The sequence below is a fragment of the Flavobacterium aeripolare genome (genome assembly GCF_013294025.1).
Lineage (GTDB): Bacteria > Bacteroidota > Bacteroidia > Flavobacteriales > Flavobacteriaceae > Flavobacterium.
Window position 1 is genome coordinate 324627 of the sequence record NZ_JABSNL010000001.1, and the last position, 23200, is coordinate 347826.

Annotated in this window: 19 protein-coding genes; 1 reads left to right on the forward strand and 18 read right to left on the reverse strand. The window is 34.7% G+C overall.

Annotated elements, in window-relative coordinates; translation table 11 throughout:
* Nucleotides 1-24: 24 nt before the first annotated feature.
* The 15 genes from hisH to HNQ00_RS01500 all read right to left on the reverse strand — a co-directional run bounded on the left by hisH (nt 25) and on the right by HNQ00_RS01500 (nt 17753).
* The gene (gene hisH / locus HNQ00_RS01430) at nt 25-654 is read right to left on the reverse strand and encodes an imidazole glycerol phosphate synthase subunit HisH (protein ID WP_173836359.1); all 630 of its coding nucleotides are present in this window, start codon (nt 652-654) and stop codon (nt 25-27) included.
* 46 nt (nt 655-700) lie between these two features.
* Complete coding sequence (gene hisB, locus HNQ00_RS01435) at nt 701-1837, reverse strand: bifunctional histidinol-phosphatase/imidazoleglycerol-phosphate dehydratase HisB (RefSeq protein ID WP_173836361.1); 1137 nt, start codon at nt 1835-1837, stop codon at nt 701-703.
* Nucleotides 1838-2033: 196 nt separating this feature from the next.
* Nucleotides 2034-3083, reverse strand: coding sequence for a histidinol-phosphate transaminase (gene hisC, locus HNQ00_RS01440; protein ID WP_173836363.1), 1050 nt, complete (start codon nt 3081-3083; stop codon nt 2034-2036).
* A 144-nt stretch (nt 3084-3227) separates the two neighbouring features.
* Nucleotides 3228-4511, reverse strand: a complete 1284-nt coding sequence (hisD, locus tag HNQ00_RS01445; protein WP_173836365.1) for a histidinol dehydrogenase — start codon at nt 4509-4511, stop codon at nt 3228-3230.
* A 114-nt stretch (nt 4512-4625) separates the two neighbouring features.
* Nucleotides 4626-5483, reverse strand: coding sequence for an ATP phosphoribosyltransferase (gene hisG, locus HNQ00_RS01450; RefSeq protein ID WP_173836367.1), 858 nt, complete (start codon nt 5481-5483; stop codon nt 4626-4628).
* A 271-nt stretch (nt 5484-5754) separates the two neighbouring features.
* Nucleotides 5755-6252, reverse strand: a complete 498-nt coding sequence (locus tag HNQ00_RS01455; RefSeq protein ID WP_173836369.1) for a DUF2231 domain-containing protein — start codon at nt 6250-6252, stop codon at nt 5755-5757.
* Between the two features lie 24 nt (nt 6253-6276).
* The gene (locus HNQ00_RS01460) at nt 6277-7002 is read right to left on the reverse strand and encodes a VIT1/CCC1 transporter family protein (protein ID WP_173836371.1); all 726 of its coding nucleotides are present in this window, start codon (nt 7000-7002) and stop codon (nt 6277-6279) included.
* Nucleotides 7003-7093: 91 nt separating this feature from the next.
* A complete protein-coding gene (locus HNQ00_RS01465; RefSeq protein ID WP_173836372.1) occupies nt 7094-8212 on the reverse strand; it encodes an efflux RND transporter periplasmic adaptor subunit in 1119 nt (372 codons plus the stop codon).
* Nucleotides 8213-8222: 10 nt separating this feature from the next.
* Nucleotides 8223-12557: a CusA/CzcA family heavy metal efflux RND transporter gene (locus HNQ00_RS01470; RefSeq protein ID WP_173836374.1), complete on the reverse strand. Its 4335-nt coding sequence runs from the start codon at nt 12555-12557 to the stop codon at nt 8223-8225.
* A 57-nt stretch (nt 12558-12614) separates the two neighbouring features.
* Nucleotides 12615-14009 (reverse strand): sensor histidine kinase, encoded by a 1395-nt coding sequence (locus tag HNQ00_RS01475; RefSeq protein WP_173836376.1) that lies wholly within the window; start codon nt 14007-14009, stop codon nt 12615-12617.
* Between the two features lie 2 nt (nt 14010-14011).
* The gene (locus tag HNQ00_RS01480) at nt 14012-14674 is read right to left on the reverse strand and encodes a response regulator transcription factor (protein WP_173836378.1); all 663 of its coding nucleotides are present in this window, start codon (nt 14672-14674) and stop codon (nt 14012-14014) included.
* A gap of 11 nt (nt 14675-14685) precedes the next feature.
* On the reverse strand, nt 14686-16113 hold the full coding sequence (locus HNQ00_RS01485; RefSeq protein WP_173836380.1) for a DUF3570 domain-containing protein: 1428 nt from the start codon (nt 16111-16113) through the stop codon (nt 14686-14688).
* Nucleotides 16114-16122: 9 nt separating this feature from the next.
* Complete coding sequence (locus HNQ00_RS01490; RefSeq protein WP_173836382.1) at nt 16123-16332, reverse strand: DUF4266 domain-containing protein; 210 nt, start codon at nt 16330-16332, stop codon at nt 16123-16125.
* Nucleotides 16325-17314, reverse strand: a complete 990-nt coding sequence (locus tag HNQ00_RS01495; protein ID WP_173836384.1) for an FAD:protein FMN transferase — start codon at nt 17312-17314, stop codon at nt 16325-16327. The genes HNQ00_RS01490 and HNQ00_RS01495 overlap by 8 nt, the downstream gene beginning before the upstream one ends.
* A gap of 4 nt (nt 17315-17318) precedes the next feature.
* The gene (locus HNQ00_RS01500; RefSeq protein ID WP_173836385.1) at nt 17319-17753 is read right to left on the reverse strand and encodes a thioredoxin family protein; all 435 of its coding nucleotides are present in this window, start codon (nt 17751-17753) and stop codon (nt 17319-17321) included.
* A 179-nt stretch (nt 17754-17932) separates the two neighbouring features.
* Here HNQ00_RS01500 and HNQ00_RS01505 point away from each other — a divergent pair, with 179 nt between their 5' ends.
* Nucleotides 17933-20029 (forward strand): LTA synthase family protein, encoded by a 2097-nt coding sequence (locus HNQ00_RS01505; RefSeq protein WP_173836387.1) that lies wholly within the window; start codon nt 17933-17935, stop codon nt 20027-20029.
* 54 nt (nt 20030-20083) lie between these two features.
* On the opposite strand, the gene HNQ00_RS01510 is transcribed toward HNQ00_RS01505, so the two are convergent.
* The 3 genes from HNQ00_RS01510 to HNQ00_RS01520 form a co-directional block, all read right to left on the reverse strand.
* Entirely contained in the window at nt 20084-21088 is a 1005-nt protein-coding gene (locus HNQ00_RS01510) for a zinc dependent phospholipase C family protein (protein ID WP_173836389.1), read from the reverse strand.
* A gap of 159 nt (nt 21089-21247) precedes the next feature.
* Nucleotides 21248-22177, reverse strand: a complete 930-nt coding sequence (locus HNQ00_RS01515) for a YeiH family protein (RefSeq protein WP_173836632.1) — start codon at nt 22175-22177, stop codon at nt 21248-21250.
* A gap of 117 nt (nt 22178-22294) precedes the next feature.
* Complete coding sequence (locus HNQ00_RS01520) at nt 22295-23191, reverse strand: LysR family transcriptional regulator (protein ID WP_173836391.1); 897 nt, start codon at nt 23189-23191, stop codon at nt 22295-22297.
* Nucleotides 23192-23200 lie beyond the last annotated feature (9 nt).

The following is a 23200-nucleotide window of genomic DNA, read 5'->3' on the forward strand; positions in this document are numbered from 1 at the left end:
TCTTTTTAGTTTCAGGTTTAAAGTTTAAAGTTGCAGAAAATTCCCAAGAATTTTCTCCCCTACATCACCACTTTTTTCTGGGTGAAATTGGGTTCCGTAGAAATTGTTTTTTTGCAAGGCCGAAGCATATTCTAGTTCGTAGTTTGTCGTAGCAATCGATTCAGCGCAATTAGGAGCGTAGAAACTGTGTACCAAATACATGTACTCGTCTTCTGAAATGTCTTTAAACAAATCTGATTTCAAATTGTAAATCGTATTCCAACCCATTTGCGGCACTTTTACTTTCGATGAAAATTTAAGCACATCAACGTCAAAAATCCCCAATCCTTTCGTATTTCCTTCTTCGGTTTTGTTACACATCAACTGCATTCCAAGACAAATTCCTAATACAGGCTGCGTCAATGTTGGAATCAACTTATCCAAACCACTTGCCAAAAGCATTTTCATCGCTGAACTCGCTTCACCCACACCCGGAAAAATTACTTTATCCGCTGACTTAATCTCGGCTGGATCATTACTCAAAACCGCTTTGTATCCCAATCTTTCAATGGCAAACATGATGCTTTGAATATTTCCTGCTCCGTAATTTATAATTACAAGCCCCCCAGCCCCCGAAGGGGGAGTCGAAGTGGATTGTGTGTTATCTTTTTCCATAAATTTTAGTTCAAACTTAGTTATTCCCCCTTCGGGGGTTAGGGGGCTACAACATCCCTTTCGTACTCGGCAAAATCATTTTCTCAGTATCGCGTTTTACGGCAACTTTTATTGCTTTGGCGAAAGCCTTAAAAATAGCTTCAATTTTGTGGTGTTCGTTGTCTCCTTCGGCTTTGATATTGATATTTGCTTTTGCTCCATCAGAGAATGATTTAAAAAAATGCAAGAACATCTCTGTTGGCATTTTCCCTACCATCTCACGTTTGAATTCCGTTTCCCAAACCAACCAGTTTCTACCTCCAAAGTCAATCGCCACCTGTGCTAAGCAATCGTCCATAGGTAAACAAAAACCATAACGTTCAATCCCTAGCTTGTTCCCTAACGCTTTTGCAAAAACTTCTCCTAAGGCAATTGCTGTGTCTTCAATCGTGTGGTGCTCGTCTACTTCTAGGTCTCCTTTTACATTGATTTCTAAGTCCATTTGCCCGTGACGTGCAATTTGGTCTAGCATGTGATCAAAAAAAGCAATTCCGGTTTCGATTTTGCTTTTCCCAGTTCCATCAAGGTTCAAGTTAATGTAGATATCCGTTTCGTTTGTTTTTCTCGAAATCGTAGCCGATCGTGCTTCTAGTTTCAAAAACTCGTATATCACTTTCCAATCTGTAGATTGTAAACTAATCACATCATCTAATTCTTCCCGTTTAGAAGCGATTTCAGAACTTCCAGCGCCTTCAGATTCATTCATGAAAATCGCTTTGGCTCCAAGATTTTTAGCCAATTCCACATCTGTCAATCGGTCTCCTAACACAAACGAGTTCGCCAAATCATAAGCAGGATTATCGATGTATTTAGTCAACATCCCCGTTCTCGGCTTGCGTGTAGGTGCATTATCTTCAGGAAACGAACGGTCTACAAAAATATCATCAAATAAAACGCCTTCATTTTCGAAAGCTCTCAAAATGAAATTCTGCGTTGGCCAAAACGTATCTTCTGGAAAACTGTCTGTTCCCAAACCGTCTTGGTTGGTAACCATTACCAATTCGTATTCTAATTCGGTTGCAATTTTAGCCAAATACTGAAACGCTTTTGGATAAAATTCTAATTTATTTAAACTATCTAATTGGTATCCTTCTGGTTCCAAAACAATCGTTCCATCACGATCGATAAAAAGTACTTTTTTCATTTATTTACGCTTTGAGCCTGTAGCTTAGTTATATTTAATATTCTTATTTGGGCGTGACCCTGCGGGTCTAGCTCCCGAAGCCTCGGGATGTTCCCGCTTTTTTAGGACTTCGTTCCTCCGTCCTAAAAAGAGCTCCACTACTATCCCTCACGCAAAACGTTTGGCGATAAAATTATGAATTTAATTCTATTCCTAATTAGCCAATTGCTTTTAAGGCTTCCATTAAAATCTTATTTTCATCCGCTGTACCTATCGTTAAACGCAAGGTATTTTCACATAAAGGTTGTGTTGTTCGGTTGCGAATCACGATACCTTTTTGAATTAATTCATTGTATCTTTTATTAGCATCATCCACTTTTATTAGAACAAAATTTGCTTCTGTTGGGTAAATTTTCGATATAAATTTTACTTCACTTAATACTTTAAGTAATTCATCTCTTTGTATTACAATAGAGTCAATTTCTAATTGTATTTTCTCTTTATCAGCCAGTCTTTCTAATGCTCTTTGTTGTGTCAACTCATTCACATTGTAAGGTGGCTTGATTTTGTTTAAAACCGCAATAATTGCTACAGAAGCGTAACAAATTCCCAAACGAATTCCAGCCAAACCATACGCTTTTGATAAGGTTTGCGTAATAATCAAATTAGGATATTCATCTAGTTCGTTCAACCAACTTGGTTTTTTTGAGAAATCAATATAGGCTTCATCAATAACGACTAATCCCTTGAAATTTTGCAATAAAGTGACCACACTTTCATCAGCAAACGAATTCCCTGTGGGATTATTAGGCGAACAAAGGAAAATCATTTTTGTATTGGCATCAACAGACTCTAGAATAGATTCGATCTGTGGTTGAAAATCTTGAGATAGTAAAACTTCTCTATTTTCTACAGCATTAATGTTAGCCAAAACACCATACATTCCGTATGTTGGTGGTAAAGTTATTACGTTATCAACTTTAGGTTCGCAAAAAGCTCTAAATAGTAAATCCAATACTTCATCGCTTCCGTTTCCTAACAAAACTTGATTCGTTTTAAGATTTCTTTGCTTCGCTAAAACGGCTTTAACACTGCTTTGCTGTGGATCAGGATAACGGTTTACGCCATTTTGATACGGATTTTCATTAGCATCCAAAAATATCATTTGAGCCACATCAAAATCCTTAAATTCATCACGCGCCGATGAATACGGCTTCATAGTCTTGACGTTCTCGCGAACTAAATTATTTATATCGAAATTTTCCATTTTCTTATGTTTTTAGAGGTGAAAATCAGAATCAAGAGTCAAGAGAAAAGACTATTATATTGTGTCTACTTCTCCTAAAACTTTAATCTTATCTCTTGAATCTAGCCTCTTGTTTCTTATCTCTTGCCTCTTTTCTCTTGTGACTTATTCTAAAGTCTTCAATCTCAATGTTACTGCATTCTTATGCGCTTGCAAACCTTCTGCTTCAGCCATAACTTCAATCGCTTTTCCAATGTTTTGAATTCCTTTTTCAGAAATTTTCTGGAAAGTCATTGACTTAGTAAAACTATCTAGATTGACACCACTATAGTTTTTAGCATAACCATTTGTTGGTAAGGTATGATTAGTCCCAGAGGCATAATCACCCGCGCTCTCAGGAGTATAATTCCCAATAAAAACCGAACCTGCATTTTCTATTCCGTTGATGTAAAATTCATCGTTAGCAGTACAAACAATAAAGTGTTCTGGTCCGTATTCGTTAATTAAGTCTAAGGCGATTGTATCGTTTTCAACAAAAATCAATTTAGAGTTGGCTATCGCTTTCTCAGCAATTGATTTACGAGGTAATTGCTCTAATTGCATTTGAATTTCCTCTTCAACGGCATCGATTAATTTTTTAGAGGTAGAAACCAAAATCACTTGGCTATCTGCTCCATGTTCTGCTTGCGACAATAGATCTGAAGCTACAAATGCAGGAACAGCAGCATCATCAGCAACAACCAACAATTCAGAAGGTCCAGCTGGCATGTCAATTGCTACACCAAACTGTGTTGCTAATTGTTTTGCGACAGTCACAAATTGATTTCCTGGTCCAAAAATCTTGTACACTTTAGGAATTGTTTCTGTACCAAAAGTCATTGCAGCAATTGCTTGTATCCCTCCTACTTTTAATATTTTAGTAACGCCACATAAATTGGCAGCATATAAAATTGCTGGATTTATATTTCCGTTTTTGTCTGGTGGCGAACACAAGACTATTTCTTTGCATCCCGCAATATTTGCAGGAACAGCCAACATTAATACTGTTGAAAACAAAGGAGCTGTTCCTCCTGGTATATACAAACCAATCTTTTGAATTGGTCTTTTTTCTTGCCAACATTGTACACCTTCAACTGTTTCAACTTCCACTTTGGCTGTTTTTTGAGCCGCATGAAATTTTTCGATGTTGCTTTTAGCCAATTGAATCGCTTCTTTCAATTCATTAGGAATTTCAGCTACCGCTTTTTCAATTTCTTGTTGTGAAACTTCTAAATTGTCAAAAGTTACTCCGTCAAAAATCGAAGTATATTTGGTTACAGCAACATCTCCTTTCTTTTGAACTTCCTTAAAAATCTCTTTTACAGTTTGCTCTATATCGTCAACCGTTTTTGTAGGTCGCTCTAAAATAGCAGACCAAGTTTCTGGTGTTGGGTTGTATATTTTGTTCATATTAGCCCCCTAGCCCCCAAAGGGGGAATTGTTACAGGAGAGGTAACCTGTATTTTTATTGTAGTTACATATTTCAAGCTATAGTTACTAGTTCCCCCTTCGGGGGTTAGGGGGCTACAGCACCATTTTCTCAATTGGACAAATCAAAATCCCTTCGGCACCGGCATCTTTTAACTGATCGATTACATCCCAGAAAGTATCTTTATCGATAACAGAGTGTACGCTGCTCCATCCTTCTTGCGCTAGTGGCAATACGGTTAAACTACGTAAAACAGGCAAGATCTTACCTACTTCCTCAATTTTATCATTAGGTACGTTCATCAAGATGTATTTTGATCTACGTGCTCTTAAAACAGATTCGATTCTGAATTTTAAAGTGTCGATTAATTTTTGAACATCTGGAGTTACTTTTGGCGAAACCGCAAGTACTGCTTCACTTTTGTAGATAATTTCAACTTCTTTCAAATTGTTTTTAAACAAAGTACTTCCGCTAGAAACGATATCTACAATTGCATCGGCAAGACCAATATTTGGAGCGATTTCAACCGAACCTGAAATTTGGTGAATATCAACATTTACTCCAAAAGAGTTGAAATATTCGATAACTGTGTTTGGGTATGAAGTAGCGATGCGCATTCCTTCTAGGTCTTTGATAGACTTGTATTCGAATGTTTTAGGGACAGCAACCGATACTTTACATTTAGAAAACCCTAGTTTTTGAACTACTTGGATTCCTTTTCCTTTTTCGACTAATAAATTATCACCAACAATAGCAATATCTACCACACCGTCAATTAAATATTGAGGAATATCTGAATTTCTAAGGTATAAAACTTCAAGAGGAAAGTTAGACGCTTCGGCTTTTAACTGATCGATTCCGTTGTTAATCGAGATTCCGCAGTCTTTAAGGATTTGGATACTGTCTTCGTTTAAACGTCCTGATTTCTGAATTGCAATTTTTAAAGTACTCATTTTATTTTATTTTTTAATAGTTATGTCTGAGTACAATTTAAGGCAATAAAAAACCCGTTTGATGTACTCAAACGGGTTTTTTAATATGATGATTTACATGCATACCATTAACACATCGCTTGAGAGCAATAATGAAAATGATGATGATGTAATTTATTTGTAAACATGACTTGTTGTATTTTTCTTATGCAAATATAAAAGATTTTTTAATTAAAAAGCAATTATTAGTTTAACTTAATGTTGCTTTTTTGTTAAAAAATTAATTCACCATTTAATCTTCCTTTGATTCTGAGTTGGGAATAGTATTCTGAATAGGCTGTTTTACTAGCCCTTCGCGAATTTCAGTATGCCTAATCTCTCCTCCAGAGGTGCCTACAAATGATCCTAGAACAGTGGCGCTTAAAGCCAAAACTAAAGTGATGTAAGAAGCGATTTTTAAAAATTTGTGCTTTTTTAAATTGGTGTAGAGAGAAAGTAGGCTAAAAATGGCTGTAGCGTATAAAACTATGGCCAATTTTTCGGCTAATTCTTCATGTTCATGAATGATTTGATGGCCTATATTGGGCATGTCTTCTACCATTTCTTCTGCTCCATCACCAGTGGCCATGCTGGCAAATGCAAAAATTGCAGCCACAACAAATAAAATATAAGCCGTGTTTTTGACTGAAATATTTTTTAAAACCAAACCAACAATCAAAGTTCCTAAACCAAAGATGGTTCCTATTATTGGAAAATGATTAAATACTAAGTGCCAATGCGCGTCGTTCATAACTACTACTATAAATTTGTTTGTTTATACTTTTATACCAAATAAATAACCTACCCATGCCGAAAGTCCCATGGCAATTGTACCCCAAATTGTAATTCTCAAAATTGCTTTGGAGATGCTTGAACCACCTGTTTTTGCAGACATTGCTCCTAATATGATAAGAAACAAAATCGTAGATGCATAGAGCCAATATTCCATACCTTTTATTGGTGCAAAAAGAACCACTAAAAGCGGTAAAACACCACCAATAGTAAAAGAAGCTCCTGAGGCTAGTGCTGCTTGAATTGGATTCGCTTGACTGATTTCATTAATACCTAACTCATCTCTTATATGTGCAGCTAATGCATCTTTTTCAGTAAGTTCAAGCGCCACTTGCATTGCCGTTTCTTTTTTAAGTCCTCTTCTCTCATAGATCTGAGCTAATATGCTTAACTCTTCATCAGGCATTTCTTTAAGTTCGACTTTCTCTCTTTCAATATCTGCCTTTTCAGTATCAGTTTGAGAACTTACAGAAACATACTCGCCTGCGGCCATAGATAAGGCCCCGGCTACAAGTCCAGCAACAGCTGCTAAAACAGTAGGTTCTCTGGTTGCACTTGCGGCAGCTATCCCAATAGCCAAACTCGAAATAGAAATGATACCGTCATTTGCTCCAAGTACAGCCGCTCGTAACCAATTGCTACGATGGATGTAATGATTATCTAAATAATTATCAATTGTTAGCGTTGGTTTGCTTTTGTCGTTTGTCATGTAATTCGAATTACTTTATTGTCTTTTTGAAATCTTTTTTTAATCTAGATTTCGTTTTCTGTCTTTTAAATTTAGCTAAACTACGTTCTAATTAATTTGCTACATCAAAAACACCTTTAACGAGTACTTTAGACTTGCTATTAATTTGATCGTTTGCTGTAATTGCTACATACTTCTCTGATTGTTCGCCAGTACTTACTGCTACTTTTTTGAAGTAGTACGTGTTGTTTTTGTTTTCCTTTAATAAAAGTACGTACTTTTTGGTGTTTTCGGTAATTAAAGCTTCAATTGGTACAGCCAGACTTTTTTGGGAATCAACTATAATATTGGCTTCAACAAACATTCCTGTGATTAATTTTTGAGTCATTTTATCCTCTAAATGAGCATGTACATTGATCGTTCTATCATTTCCTTCAATAGATTTTCCAACCAAATGCACTTCGGCATTAAAAGTTTCTTTTGATGCTTCAGGAACGGTAAACTTAACCACTTGTCCTTCTTTTACTTTCAAAATATCATTTTCAAACACGTTTAGTTCCAAATGTAAGTGTGATGTTTGAATGATATCCAAGATCACATCCGATGGAGCAACAAACCTACCTACATTAGCATTCATGACCACAATATCTCCCGCTATCGGAGCATAAATAATAATAACCGAGGTTAATTTCCCTTTTTCAACATTAGAGGGACTAATATTAAGCATCACTAGCTTCGCTCTTAAACTTTGATACATTCCTTTGGCTCTGCGGTAATCACTCTCTGCTTTTAAATAATTTTTTTGTGAAGTTATTTTTTCATCAAATAGTGTTTTCTGACGCTCATATTCGGACTTTAGGTACTTAATTTGCTCTGCAACATCCAAATATTCTTTTTGAATATCTAAAAATTCTGTGTTTTCTAAAGTAAGTAAAGCTTGTCCTTTAGTTACTTTGTCACCAACCAATAGTGAAGTAGCTTTCACATAGCCGCCAATAAAAGAGGTGATTTGCGCTCTATTTTGTGGTGGAACATCTACTTTTCCAGAAGTTTTAACCGTTACATCAAAATCTTGTTCCATAGGCTCGGCGATTGCCATTGCACCAGATTTAAATTGTGCTGCTGTAACCGTTATAAAATCAGTGTTTTTAGTTGACACTTCTTCCTTTTTTTCTTCTTTGCAAGACACAAAAAGCATGGAAAGAGTGAATATATATAGTATTTTTTTCATTTTTGACGTTTTAGTAATTTAAGTATTGAATGTCTAATTGTGTTTTGTTAAATTGAAGTACATTATCTAAATAGTCTATTTGTATGATGGTTGCGTTTTCTAAACTTTGAATATATTGAAAAAAGTCAATCTCGCCATGTTTATAGCTCATGCTTCCAACTTTAATAATTTCGTCAGACAGCTTTTTGCCATATTGATTGTAGTAGTTAATCGCTTCCTGATATTTTGCTAATTCTTCCTTTTTCTGATTTAAATAACTTTCCATTTTTTGATTTTCATTCTGCTTCTGTTGCTCCCAACTTTGCAATTCGAGTTGCGCCACTTTCGATTTAGAAACCGTAGCTGTATACAAAATAGGAACTGCTATACCCACTTGAAAACCATTTAAAGATTGTGAAATTCCTTTATTCGAACCTCTAAAAACATCAAAATGTAAATCAGGTAACCAACTTTGTTTTTGTAATTTAATTTGGCTTTCATAATTCTTACTAACCGTTTCTAAATAAGCAGTATATACTTTTATACTTGCATCATTACTTAAAAATTGCAATGGAAGAACTTTGCTACTATTGATTACTATTTTATCATTCGTTTGAACTAGATTTTGGAGTGCACTGTACTCTAATTGCTTCTCATTCCCTATTTGCGTCAGCTTCGTTTTTATTTGCCTGAATTTAGATTCTGCAGTGATTTTTTCTAGGTAATTGGTCTCCCCTAATTCAAAACGTCTGTCACTTGCTTTAGAGAAAGTATGGTACAAACTATCCAAGTACACATACAATTTCTCTTGATGTTGCAGGTATACTATTTGGTGATATCCTTTTGCAATAGCTAATGAAAGTTTGTTTTGCTGAATCTCAAAACTAGCTTTTTCCTTTTCGAATTCGGTTGTATTTACTTTCTTTCGAGCACCATAAACCGTAGGGAATTCAAAGCGTTGTTGTACACCAAATACTTTTAAGGGTTCGTTGTTGTACGCTACATTATTTTGATCATAATTGTAATAAATATTTGTTTTATCGAAAGAAAAAGCACTGTTAATATTGGCTTTGTACTTCTCCACTTGCAACTGATACGCCTTTAATCCTTTGTTATTGCTAATTCCTTTTGCAATGAGACTATCAAGTTCTGACTGATTGTTTTGTCCGAAAGCAAAAGAGGTTGATAAAAACAACAAAATAATTAAAGTAGTGCTGTTGTGTGCTTTAAATTGTGGTTTCTTAAATTCATTTTGATCGAATAACTTGAATAAAATAGGCAATACAATCATCGTTAAAATAGTAGCAGTAAACAAACCTCCAATCACCACAGTCGCTAGCGGGCGTTGTACCTCTGCTCCTGCCGATGACGAAATAGCCATAGGTAAAAAACCTAATGCTGCAGCTGCCGCGGTTAATAATACCGGACGCAATCTATCAGTCGTTCCTTTTAAAATTAGTTCGTCAATATTTTTCATTCCTTGGTGTTTCAATTCTTTAAAATGTTCAATTAATACAATTCCGTTTAGCACCGCGATTCCAAAAAGGGCAATAAAACCAACACCTGCTGAAATACTAAAAGGTAATCCTCTAATCCATAAAAACAGTACTCCACCAACAGCAGACAGAGGAATGGCAGAATACACCATCAAAGCTTCTTTTACAGAACCAAAAGCAAAATACAATAAGATAAATATTAAAAATAATGCAATAGGTACGGCAACCATCAATCTGGCTTTTGCGCTTTGTAAGTTTTCAAACTGACCACCATATTGCACATAATAGCCCGTAGGTAATTTGACTTGAGTAGCTACAATTTTTTGAATGTCGGTAACTACGCTTTGTAAATCACGATTTCGAACATTAATACCTACCACAATTCTACGGTTTGTATTGTCTCTAGAAATTTTAGCAGGACCCTCTGTATAATCAATATTTGCTAATTCTTGCAAGGGCACTTGCTCTCCTGATGGCGCTGTAATATAAAGGTGTTTTAAGTCATTGATACTTTTTCTATTGGCTTGATCTAAACGAATCACCATATCAAAACGTTTCTCGCCTTCAAACACATTTCCGACTGTTTTACCAGCAAAGCCAAGCGCAATCATGTCATTAAGATCTGAAATGTTCAAGCCATATCTCGCAATTTTAGAACGATCGTATCTCACGGTCATTTGTGGTAAGCCTTCAGTTTTTTCGATTATAATATCCGAAGCTCCTTCTACTTTTGCAATCGCTCTCTTAATTTCGTTGGCTTTTCGAGCCAAAACATTTAAATCTTCACCAAATATCTTCACTGCCACATCAGAGCGTGTACCAGATATTAATTCGTTAAAACGCATCTCAATCGGTTGTGTAAATTCAATTTCCATATTCGGAATTTCTTTTTCTATCGCCGCTTTAATTTTGTCGGCTAATTCATCTTTTGTAGCTGCAGAAACCCATTCTGATTTTGGTTTTAGTTTTACAATGACATCACTTTCCTCCATACTCATAGGATCTGTAGGGACTTCGGCAGCACCAATACGGCTTACTACTTGTTCCACTTCTGGAAAATTCTTAAGTACTATTTTCTCGATTTTTGTAGTTGTAGCAATTGTTTTTGTTAGAGTTGTTCCTGTTTTCAAAACGGGTTGAATTACAAAATCACCCTCATCAAGTGTGGGGATAAACTCTCCTCCCATGGTAATAAATAGGGTAATTGCTATTACTAATAAAGCACCTGCACCGTACAACACTTTTTTGGTATTGATTAACGCCCAAGTAATAATAGGCAAATACCATGAATTTAACTTGCGGATCAATCGGCTAGAAATTGATTTCGGGTTTTCGATTGTGGGTTTTAAAAATAGGGAAGAAACGACTGGAACATAAGTAAAGCAAAAAATCATAGCTCCTACCAAAGCAAAACTAAAAGTCATTGCCATAGGTTTAAACATTTTACCTTCGATACCAGTCAATGAAAGAATCGGGATAAAAACAATGAGTATAATCAATTGACCAAAAATAGCGGAGTTCATCATTTTTGAGGCGCTCTTATACGTAATTTGGTCTATTTCGAGTTGCCTGTCTTCTTTCGAGAGTGGTCCTAATTGTGCCGATTTACTAGCTATCTGGAAAGCGATAAATTCGACAATAATCACCGCGCCATCAATTATAATTCCGAAATCAATTGCACCCAAACTCATCAAATTGGCATCAATTCCGAAAATATTCATCAAGGAAATAGCAAATAATAAGCATAAAGGAATCACAGAAGCAACTACCAAACCAGAGCGCCAATTTCCTAACAATAAAACCACTACAAAAATCACAATCAAACAACCTAAAATTAGATTTTCGGCAACAGTCAAAGTAGTTTTCCCTACTAGCTCACTACGTTCTAAGAATCCGTTGATATAAACACCTTCAGGCAATGATTTCTCAATTAAAGCGATTCTAGCTTTAACATCAGTAATTACTTGTTTAGAATTGGCTCCTTTAAGCATCATTACTTGCCCTAATACCTTCTCGCCTTCTCCATTTCCTGTGATGGCACCAAAACGATTAGCACTACCAAAACGGACTTGGGCAACATCTTTTATGTAAATAGGAAAGCCATTATTACTTGCAACAACTATTTTCTCGATGTCTTCTAAGTTGTTCACTTTACCTTCGGCACGAATAAAATAACTTTGATTTACCTTTTCGATATACGCACCACCAGCGATACTATTGTTCTTTTCTAAGGCAGTAAACACATCAGTTGTTGCAATATGCATCGCTTTTAACTGCGACGGATTGATGGCTATTTCGTATTGCTTTAAATAACCTCCCCAGGTATTGATCTCAACCACCCCTTTGATTCCTGATAATTGTCTTTTTACAACCCAATCTTGAATGGTTCTTAAATCGGTAACGGAATAATTATTTTTAAATTCGGGTTTTACCTCTAAAGTGTATTGGTAAATCTCTCCAAGGCCGGTAGTTATAGGTCCCATCGTAGGTGTTCCAAAGCCAGCAGGAATTTTCTCAGAGGCTGATTTGATTTTTTCGGCAATTAATTGTCTTGGTAGATAGGTTCCCAAATCATCCTCAAAAACAATAGTAACAACAGACAATCCAAATTTTGAAATAGAACGAATTTCTACTACACCAGGCAAATTGGCCATTTCAATTTCGACAGGATACGTAATGTATTGTTCGATATCTTGAGTAGAAAGATTTCCAGAAGTCGTAATGACCTGAACTTGATTATTCGTAACATCAGGTACTGCGCCAATGGAAATTTGGAATATAGAGTAAACTCCGAAACCGAATATTCCAAGAGTAAATAGTAATACGATGAGTTTATTTTTTAAACTAAAGGATATAATTTTTTCAAGCATTTTTACTTTCTTTTATATTTCAAAAATACAGCAAGAATTTAAGAAAAGACTTAAGAACTACTTAAGTTTAGCTTCGTCTAAGCTTAAATTTACCGATGTACCATTATTTACTTTACTTGTAAACTTAATTTCAATAGCAAGCAATAAACATAATTTCTTGACTATAGAAAGCCCTAAACCTGTTCCTTTAATTTGTGGATGTTCATTAGCATCAGATCGAAAAAAAGGATTGAATACTTTTTCCAGATCGTCGGCGGCGATACCTATTCCTGAATCCACAATACTACATTCTATTTTGTTATTTTTACGCTGTATATTTATTACAATTACACCATCTTGTGCAGAGTATTTAATAGCGTTAGAAAGTAAGTTGCTAATAATTATCGAAAACAAATAATTATCCGTTTGTACGTAATAATCTTCATTGAAATTTGCTCGTAGTTGAATGTTCTTATTCTCTATAGTGCTAGAAAATCTAGAAATCACGTCTAATAAAGTACCGTTTAAATACAGATTTTCGATAGATAAACTCTTCTTTTGGTTTTCAAACCGTGCTAAGAGTAGCAATTGATCTACTAATTGGTTGAGACGGTCAATTTCAGTGATGCAAAAAGTAATTTTATCAAGATATTCTTCTGTATTTCTGGGTTTTCTAACCAAGACTTCTAGTGTCCCTTTTAGCACCGTAAGTGGTGTTCTCAGCTCATGAGAAGCATCAGAGGTGAATTGTTTTTCTCTATCGATTGCATTTTCAATTCGATCTAATAAATTATTAATCGTCTTAGAAAGTGTGTATAATTCATCCTTATTTTGTGGTAAAGGAATACGAGCGGTAAGATTATCTCTAGTGATATTATTTGAGGTGTTAATAATTGCACTAATAGGTTTAATGCTACGACCTGCGATGAAACGAGCGATAAAAAATAGCAGTACCAGAATCAAAGGGTAGGTAATAATAAGTACTTGTGCCAACCGATTTAATACTAGCGTAGGTCCTTCAAGTGACATTGCAATGATAATATGCCCAATGCTAACATTATTCGAAAAAATAGGCACTTGAATTTGTCTTATTTTATTTTTTAATAATTTAGTGTCATACAATTCATTATCTGCTGCTGATGGATCAAAATGTAAAACTTCATTTTTAAGGTTAGGAGATTTTTCCAAAACGTTACCCTCCTTATCAAAAAAAGCTATAAACACAGGGTTTACATCAACAGTATTGTGTTCTCTTTCCTTCCATTCATCTTCATGAACAAGGTGAAAATCATTTTTATTAATCTTTATTTCGTTCAAATGAGTAGTAACTTCGAGCGCTATGTCACCGTCAATATCGTTATAGAAAGTTAATCGCACTACCGAATATATCACACAAAAAACTACAAAAATTAATAATGCAGTTGTGATAATATAGTTTGAAGCAATTCTATTTTTGAATGAAAGTTGTTGCATGTTTAATCGTTAGCGATATAGCCTACACCACGGATGGTTTTTATGTAGTCTTCTTCAATTTTTAAATTAAGTTTTTTGCGAATAGCATTAATAAACACATCAATTACTCCGGTATCATAATCAAAGTGAATGTCCCATACGTCCTCAATAATTTGGTTTCTCGTACACACTTTTCCTTTGTTGCGTACTAAATAGGAAAGTAATTCAAATTCTCGTTGTGTCAAGAAAACCTCTCGATTGCTAACGGTAACAAGGTGTTTTGTCAAATTAATTTCAATACTACCTAAAGATAATAATTGAATATCTGTTTCATTTCTAAAATGAATCTTAATACGTTCCACAAGTTCCTCAAAGCTAAAAGGTTTTTTAATATAATCATTTGCCCCTGCTTTTAAACCTTCGATAGTTTCTTGCACCGTATCCTTGGCAGTTAAAAAGATGATTGGTGTTGTATTATCTTTCTTTCTAATGGCTATACATAGTTCTAAACCACTCATTTTAGGCAACATCCAATCTAGTAATATTAGATCAAAATGATTTTTTTGAATCAATTCAAAACCCATTCCTCCATTGGTAGCACAGCTCACGGTGTATCCTTCCTCTTCTAATCCTTGTTGTAGAAACTGTATAATTCCTACTTCATCTTCAACTATTAAAATGTGCATGTTGTATCTATTTATTCAATTTCAAACTTGAATCCTAACGTACCTATGTTAGCCGATAATCCATCACTGCGTTCATAATGATTTAATCTCAAATCAACTGATTTTAATCCTAAAATAAAAATTTTGGCTTTAGCAAAAATATCGGTGTAGGTTAAACCAAAACCGTATTGATTGCTAGTAAATCGTGATAAATCATAATCCGATGTATAATATTTTTCGGTGGATAAATGGGTATCAAAGGGCGCAAAATAATCTGAAGCAGTTTGCGTGTAATAGCGGTATAATGGCGAAACAGTAAATTTAGTCGACAGCTTAATTGGTACTTCTATGGATGCTGTATGCGCTTGAATTCCCCAATTATCTTGATAATAACGGTAGTAGGTTTTAGCAACCACATATTCGTTAATATAAAAATTAACGCGGGCACCAATGGGTATTTTAAAACGCGAACTTGGTAAATTTTCATTGTCATCCGCTAATTGGTAAACCCCTATATTCTCCTTACTATTATAAACCGGTATGTACTGTGCTTGACCTATAAAAAAATTGGCTTTATCAGCAAAATAGACTCTTTGATAAGGCGTACCGAGTAAACCATCTTGCATCAAAATATCCATAAAAACCGACATTTGGATTTTTCGAGTCAGAATTTGAGAAAAGGAAATCGATGCAGAATAGGAATTACGATTCGTCTTATCATAACTTTTAAAAGCAGTAGGTAAATAATCTGTAGAATTATTCCCGTCTTGGTCTAAGATGGCAACTCCCTTTAAATAACCTTGATTTTGAAAATTGATTCCGTATTTGCCATACTCATTCAATTCTGTTGGGTAAATAGGACGCCACTGATCTAAATAAGCATTTGCTTTGATGCTAACTTCCGTATTTTTTTGATTGAATAATTTGGTCATTCCACCACCAAAACCAATAGAAGTATAGTCGTACTCATTCGAAAAAGAAACATCAGCATTCCATATTGTATTTCTATCATCTGAGCTATGACTATAATTAGCATTAACAGATGCCAATTGATCACTAGCAGATGCTCCTGAACTCGCTAACCACGGAGTACCTTCAGGATATGAATTTGCACTGTTTGAATCTGATGCACCACTATTTGTTTTATTGCTACTTTCAAAGGGATTGATGTTACTAGAAGAAGCCGATGTATATGCCGAAATACCCACATCAATAGTTAAAACATCATCAGCATTTAATGGCATCGATACTATAATATTACTAGCTATATCACTTAAATCTTCAGACCCCACTCCTCCACCTACTGCAGAATGTGTTCCATCTTGTTTGTAATAACTCAATAAAAAATCTACTTCTTTATTTTCTAAAACCCGTTTCTTAAACACCGTAGTTGTATCCTTATCTTGCGAATAAACCGCAAAATTAAATAGCACTACTACTGTTAAAAATATTTTTTTCATTTGAATCAATTAATTACATCCACAACCACCACCTGTTTTTCCTCCATTTGCTCCAGCCGCGGCTTCACGATATACCTGAAAAGTAGTTTCGTAACGTTCTGAAGACTTTGCTGCTAGTTTCATATCGGGATCATTGATGTACTGTTTGTCATATTCTTTTACAGCTACACAGGACTGCATTGCAAAAGCCACTATCACTAAAAGGATTATCTTATTCATTTGAATACTTTTTTAAATCTATATTTTTTGAGGCGGTAATTTTACCATTTTCTTCTACGTATATGCAACCTACACCAGCTAGCTGATTAATTAAATCAATTCCTACGTCTACACCAAGGACAAATATTCCTGTAGCAAGAGCATCAGCCAGTTCTGTAGAGGATGCAAATACCGAAACACTAATTACTCCAGTTGCAGGATAACCGGTGCGGGTGTCAATAATATGAGAATAGCGCTTTCCGTTAAATACTACATATTTTTCATAACTACCAGAGGTTTCTACAGCACTATTTTCTAAAGGAAATGTAGCAAAGATTTTATCCTTGTTCAATGGGTTTTTAATTCCTACTTTCCATTGCTTACCATCAATTTGTTTTCCCCAAGTGTTGATATCACCTGAAATATTTACAATTCCAGACACTACCCCTTTTGCAATTAACATAGCCTTTATTTTATCAGCGATAAACCCTTGTCCTATACCACCTAAACCTAATTTCATTCCTACATTTTTGAGAAAAATGGTTTGGTAGGTAGGGTCTAGAATGATATTTTGATAACCAACTTTAGCCACCGAATTTTTAATTTCTTCTGCTGTGGGCATTTTTTTCATGCTACCATCAAACTTCCATATTTTGTCCATTGAGGCGTAACTAATATCAAAAGCGCCTGATGTAAGTTTTGAAATATTGATTGCACGTTGCACTAATTCAAATACTTCTGTGGGAACTTTTACTGGTTTTACGCCAGCATTTCTATTCACTTCAGAAATAGGAGTCGTAGGGATCCAATCAGAAATTAAATTTTCTAGTCGGGACACTTCGGCAACAGCCAGATCAATATATATATCAGCCTGAGGAATATCCTTAGCAACAACCGTCATTTCAAAGGGACTTCCTAACATCGAAAGTGTTCGTTTATGAGTTACCTGCGTAAAACCTATATTAACGGTAAGGACTAAAAATAATATTGAAAATAATTTCATTATCTTATTTTATAAAATCATTTAACTCTTGGATATATTCTTCTGGGGAAACATTTTTATACGTCGTTTTGCCCAAAACTTTCCCTTTAGCATCTAAAACCACTACTAATGGAAAGATTCCATCAGAATTGTACTTTTCAGCTAAACCTCGATTTTGTTTTTCTAGTTCTCCTTCTAATTGGTTTTGCTTCTTTCTAGGAAAATCAGCTCTTTCTAAAATATAATTAGCAGTAGCGTAATTCTTGAAAGCTTCTGACTGCCAAATATTCTTGTCTAACTTTATGCATGGTGCACACCAATCTGATCCCGAAAAAACCAAAACAATAGGTTTACTCTGAGCTGCAGCATCACTAGAAGCTTCTTTAAAGTTTGTTCTCCAATCTTGAGAATACCCTAGTGAGGCTATGAATAATAATAAAAGTGATAGTATTTTTTTCATTAGTTATTTACGTATTTTTAACTCTCGAAAAGTTAATTATAAATGTAGGCATATTATGATTTCAAAAGTACTATAAAAGTGGAGTTTAAAATTGTTAACGCAAATTTTCTTAAGCCAAACTTAAGAATAGAAAGTTCGAGAAAACAGTAGTTTAATTAATTTTACTCAAAAATATAAGTATGTCATTTTTAAAAAAACTATCCCCTTTCTACAACTTAGGTATCTTTTATATTGTAGTCAGTTTTATTTTGAGAATCGTGTTATTATTTCACCCTATAACGCAGGCAAGTTTCAGTACTGCTGACGCGTTAAAGATTTTCAGTTTAGGGCTCGTCTCTGATTTTTTTGTATTTATCATTGCTAGCAGCCTTTTATGGTTGTATTTAATTTTTATATCCAATAGTAAATATTACAAGCCTTACGGTTACATACTATTAGGTTTGTTTATTGGTCTGCTACTTTACATCGCATCGGGAAAATCGATCCTTAATGAATATGGAGGCGCATTACCTATGATTGGGATGATCTTTATAGGGATTAAAACATCTTTATTTGCATTACTTTTATTTTTACCAAGACTTAGAGACAAAATACGATTCTGGTTATATAGTTTTGTAGTGTTTTTATTTGTTGTCGTGATCTTACAAAACGCGATAAGCGAATATTTTTTCTGGAATGAATTTGGTGTTAAGTACAACTTTATAGCTGTCAATTATTTGGTTTACACCAATGAGGTAATTGGGAATATTATGGAGTCTTACCCAGTGATTCCGCTATTTTCAGGTTTATTCATTATTGCAGGATTCGTTTCTTTTTTTATTATTCAAAAATCAAAGGTGTATGTACAAGACATTCCCACATTTGTAGAAAAACTTAAAATTTCTGTTATTTATTTTGTGCTCTTTGCACTATCATTATTTGCTGTACCTAAACTAGCACAATTAGAAAACTCTCAAAATACCTTTACAAATGAATTACAAGCAAACGGAATGTATCGTTTTTACTTGGCTTTTGTAAACAGTGAATTAGATTATTTTAAATTTTACAAAACCCTTCCTGAAAAAGAAGCCTATGCGATCTTAGACAAGCAGATACCTGGAATTAATGGATCATCAACTCTACGAGATATTAAAAGTGCTGCAGCTGAAATGCACAAGAACGTTGTATTAATCACAATCGAAAGTTATAGTGCTAACTTCATGAAAGCATATGGAAATGATAAAAACATTACCCCTTTTCTAGATAAACTAGCTACCGAAAGTATGGTTTTTACCAATTTTTATGCTTCGGGAAACAGAACGGTTCGTGGACTCGAGGCGGTCACTTTGTGCTTGCCTCCTACGGCAGGTGAAAGTGTAGTAAAACGAAAAGATAATAAAGATAAATTTACTACCGGAAGTGTTTTTAAGGAGAAAGGATACGCAGTCAAATACCTTTATGGTGGTGACGCATTCTTTGATAATATGGAAGATTTTTTCTTAGGTAATGGCTATGATGTTGTTGATAAAAAAACATTTACTCCAGAAGAAATAACCTTCTCTAATGTATGGGGTGTTTGTGATGAAGATATGGCAAACAAAGCCATAAAAGTGATGAATGCAGAAGCTAAAACAGGAAAACCATTCTTTAATCACTGGATGACCGTGAGTAATCACAGACCGTTTACCTATCCTAATGACAAAATTGATATTCCTGGAGATGCTAAATCCAGAGATGGTGGAGTTAAATACACTGATTATGCCTTAAATAAGTTTTTTACTATGGCTAAAAAGCAAGCTTGGTTTGCTAATACTGTCTTTGTTATTGTTGCTGATCATTGTGCTTCGAGCGCTGGTAAAACAGAATTGCCTATAGATAAATACCGCATTCCTGCCATGATTTATAGTCCAGGATTTATTGCGCCACAACGATACACTAATCTAGTATCACAAATTGATCTTATGCCTACGGTTTTTGGAATACTTAATTTTAATTACCATTCTAAATTCTTTGGTCAAGATGTTTTAAAAGCAGATTATAAGCCTAGAGCGTTAATTGCTACCTATCAAGATTTAGGAATGATAAGAGATAATGTACTCACTATCTTGTCGCCAAAACAACAAGTAAAACAATTTCAATTAACATTGATTCCTAAAGAGGGTATTGAAGATGCTTTCCAATTGTATTACGATCAAAAGCCACTTAAAACAGAAAGGAAGGATCTAATTAACGAAACCATTTCCTACTATCAAACTGCATCTGACATACTGAAGAAAAAAAGAGATCAAAAAAATTAAACATAAAAAAAGCCTGTGAAATTCACAGGCTTTAACTTTTTTATAAAACGACAATTATTCTGCGTCTTTATCACTTTCGATTCCAAAAAGGTCTCCTTTTTTGAAAAGCTTGTTATCCTTTTTAAGAAATTTAGCATTACGTTTTGTTAATGAAGAAGCATCAAGGTTATCTAAGTTAGGTTTTCCTGCATTTACCCAAGCAGTGTACCAAAAACTTGCTGTTGCTGTAACTGCTTTTTTCATTTGGCTTTCTACCATTCCGTTTAAAGCTTCATGGAATTTACCAGCATATTCATCTGTGTAACGAACACCGTTGTATTTATTTTTTACGATATTGCCTTCTGCGTCCGTTACAAATATTTGATTTGGCGCTAAGCTTGTACGTAACCCTTTATCCGCAGCTAACAACGCTGGAACTAAGCTGTGCGTGTCGTTGATCATTGCCCAAATTGCTTTGTCTACGTCTTCATAATATTGTGCTGGAGCTACCGTAAATTTATAATCTTTTACAAACAGTTCTGGTAACCTACTTTCCCATAAAGAATGAATTCCTTTTTGGTCTGTTAATTGGCCATCATGATTGTCAGAAGTGTGTAATGGCATGTGTGCATCCCCAATATAGTGCCCTAATTCCGCTGCAATAAATAGAATTTCTGACTTTCTTTTATCTTTAAAAGCTTGTGTCAATCTTGCCATCATGTCTTGAATATGCCAAGGCAAAGTCCCACTTTTTGATAAAAACTTATCGTCGTATTTCTTTTTGGCATCAGCCATAGTCTTAGGATAATCTTCTGATCCTTCAAAATTTTCCATGTCTAGATAATGTCTAGGACCTTCGGCTTTATCTTGTAATATGTATTTTCTTAAATCTGGAACTGTTGATTCTTGAGTGATAAAATCGATGTGATTGTAAAAGAAAGCAAGCATAGGTTTAGGCAAAGCCATAACTGCAGCTTTATTGATTCTCTCATGTCCTACAATTCCCCATGAGATTGTAAGGAAGCAAACGGCTAGAGCGGCCACTATAATAGCGGGACGTTTCAACTTAAAATTTTTCATTTTTTATGTATATTAGAACTACAAATATATTTTAATTTTAAGTAACTATATAAATTATACGAATAACATTACTAGAATTAACAATTACATCATATCACTTAGCTTTGTAGCATTCACAATTGCAAAAACAAACAGTCTCCATCTTATTTAAAATCTATTTTAAGCAAAATAAATAATCGAAAGTAATGCCGCAACTCCAATGAAAACCCACAGTAAAACACCTTGTAACAATGGTTTTATACCCACTGATTTTAAAGTTTTATAATGCAATCCAGCGCCTATAAGAAATAAAGTTACGGTTAATCCTACCTTAGCAATAGCAACAATAGCCGTGTTTACCGCAGTGATTCCTGGGAGGTAGCTATTGAGTAACATAGCCACAATAAACAAACCAATAAAATAAGGAACCTTGATTTTGCTGCTTCTGTTCTTGAATAAACTTGCTGTTACTAACGCCACTGGAATAATCCACAATGCTCTAGCAAGTTTAACAGTAGTTGCGACCTGTAAAGCTTCAACACCATATTTATTAGCAGCACCTACCACAGAGCTGGTGTCGTGAATGGCAATGGCACACCATAAACCAAATTCATGCTGGCTTAAATTAAGTGCATGCCCAATAACTGGAAATAAAAACAAAGCAATAGAGTTCAATATAAAGATGACTCCTAGCGCCACTGATGTCTGCTTTTGATCTGCATTTATAACCGGAGCGATTGCAGCAATTGCGCTACCACCGCAAATGGCAGTTCCACACGAAATTAAATGGGCAGTTTTCTTATCAATAGCAAACCATTTACCTATAAAGTATCCTAAAATTAAAGTACTCAAAATTGACGCTACAGTAAAGAAGAATCCTTCTTTCCCTGCAGTAAGCGCATCGTTGACGTTCATCCCAAATCCCAAACCTACCACAGCAAACTGTAATAAAAGAGAGGTCGCCTTATGGTTATATTCGATAAATGGATGCCCTGAAGTATTAGCTACTACCAATCCTAAAAGTAACGCTATAGGCGGACTCACATACCCTGAAATACAAACGATGATAAGTATCACAAATAGAAAAACTTGTAGCTTTCTACCGTGCATTATTTTAGTGATGTTGTGTACTATTGTTGGCTTATTTTCCAAAACTGCTTTGTTTGTAATTTGTCATACAAAGATGACTAGAAATAATGATTTACACCAATAGTAAAATGTAATTAACTATAACCTGAAGTTATAATGATCTAGTATATTTCTAATAAATAAGTCTGATAAAGCAACGGATTTTCCCTGCAAAGTAATAATATAAAAATTCCGATTAATCGTGACATTTTTTATATCTAAAATCGCTAGTTCATTGTTTACAAGCTCTTTATTAATAGCATGAATCGATACAAAGGCGACACAATTTGAATTTAGAAGGTATGATTTGATGCTTTCAGTACTGCCAAGTTGCATTTCGATTTGTAACTGGTCTAAAGTAATTGCAAATGGTTTCAATCCATATTCAATAACTTCTAGCGTTCCAGAACCTTGCTCACGCATTAAGAACTGCATTTGTAATAAATCGCTTTTAGTTATTTCTTTTTTATCTAGCAGTGCATGATTTGCTTTACACACTAATACCAACTCATCTTTTAAAAAAGGGGTGTATTTAATTCCCTTATTTTTTAATTGTCCCTCCACAATTCCTACTTCAATTTCCTGCGCCAGTAAGGCTTTTTCTATTTGTTCAGTATTTCCGTTACGCAAAGTGACTTTTACATCTTTTAGTTTTTGATGAAAGCGAGCTAAGACTGGAGGAATAATGTATTGCGATAGTGTCGTACTTGCTCCTACCCTAAGTAAACCACGCTGTTCATGAATTAGCGCACTCATATCAAAGTCTATGTCTCTATAAATTTCGAATATTTTTTTAGTATGCTGCAGCAATAGTTTGCCCGCTGCAGTGACCGCAATCTTACTACCGCTACGTTCAAAAAGTTTGATTTTATACTCTTCCTCTAGTTCGTGAATATGCTTAGATACTGCGGGCTGTGTAATAAACAGTTCACCAGCCGCCTTTGTAAAACTCAGCCTATTTGCTACAGTTAAAAACACTTTTAATCTAAAATCCATATTGTTTGT

Coding starts and splice junctions, on each gene's coding strand:
- HNQ00_RS01465 (WP_173836372.1), bottom strand. CDS start 8,212: ATGAAAAAAATACTATATATATTCACTCTTTCCATGCTTTTTGTGTCT.
- HNQ00_RS01455 (WP_173836369.1), bottom strand. CDS start 6,252: ATGAACGACGCGCATTGGCACTTAGTATTTAATCATTTTCCAATAATA.
- HNQ00_RS01500 (WP_173836385.1), bottom strand. CDS start 17,753: ATGAAAAAAATACTATCACTTTTATTATTATTCATAGCCTCACTAGGG.
- HNQ00_RS01470 (WP_173836374.1), bottom strand. CDS start 12,557: ATGCTTGAAAAAATTATATCCTTTAGTTTAAAAAATAAACTCATCGTA.
- HNQ00_RS01475 (WP_173836376.1), bottom strand. CDS start 14,009: ATGCAACAACTTTCATTCAAAAATAGAATTGCTTCAAACTATATTATC.
- hisD (WP_173836365.1), bottom strand. CDS start 4,511: ATGAACAAAATATACAACCCAACACCAGAAACTTGGTCTGCTATTTTA.
- HNQ00_RS01495 (WP_173836384.1), bottom strand. CDS start 17,314: ATGAAATTATTTTCAATATTATTTTTAGTCCTTACCGTTAATATAGGT.
- HNQ00_RS01505 (WP_173836387.1), top strand. CDS start 17,933: ATGTCATTTTTAAAAAAACTATCCCCTTTCTACAACTTAGGTATCTTT.
- hisC (WP_173836363.1), bottom strand. CDS start 3,083: ATGGAAAATTTCGATATAAATAATTTAGTTCGCGAGAACGTCAAGACT.
- HNQ00_RS01460 (WP_173836371.1), bottom strand. CDS start 7,002: ATGACAAACGACAAAAGCAAACCAACGCTAACAATTGATAATTATTTA.
- hisH (WP_173836359.1), bottom strand. CDS start 654: ATGGAAAAAGATAACACACAATCCACTTCGACTCCCCCTTCGGGGGCT.
- HNQ00_RS01480 (WP_173836378.1), bottom strand. CDS start 14,674: ATGCACATTTTAATAGTTGAAGATGAAGTAGGAATTATACAGTTTCTA.
- hisG (WP_173836367.1), bottom strand. CDS start 5,483: ATGAGTACTTTAAAAATTGCAATTCAGAAATCAGGACGTTTAAACGAA.
- HNQ00_RS01510 (WP_173836389.1), bottom strand. CDS start 21,088: ATGAAAAATTTTAAGTTGAAACGTCCCGCTATTATAGTGGCCGCTCTA.
- HNQ00_RS01485 (WP_173836380.1), bottom strand. CDS start 16,113: ATGAAAAAAATATTTTTAACAGTAGTAGTGCTATTTAATTTTGCGGTT.
- hisB (WP_173836361.1), bottom strand. CDS start 1,837: ATGAAAAAAGTACTTTTTATCGATCGTGATGGAACGATTGTTTTGGAA.
- HNQ00_RS01520 (WP_173836391.1), bottom strand. CDS start 23,191: ATGGATTTTAGATTAAAAGTGTTTTTAACTGTAGCAAATAGGCTGAGT.
- HNQ00_RS01490 (WP_173836382.1), bottom strand. CDS start 16,332: ATGAATAAGATAATCCTTTTAGTGATAGTGGCTTTTGCAATGCAGTCC.
- HNQ00_RS01515 (WP_173836632.1), bottom strand. CDS start 22,177: ATGCACGGTAGAAAGCTACAAGTTTTTCTATTTGTGATACTTATCATC.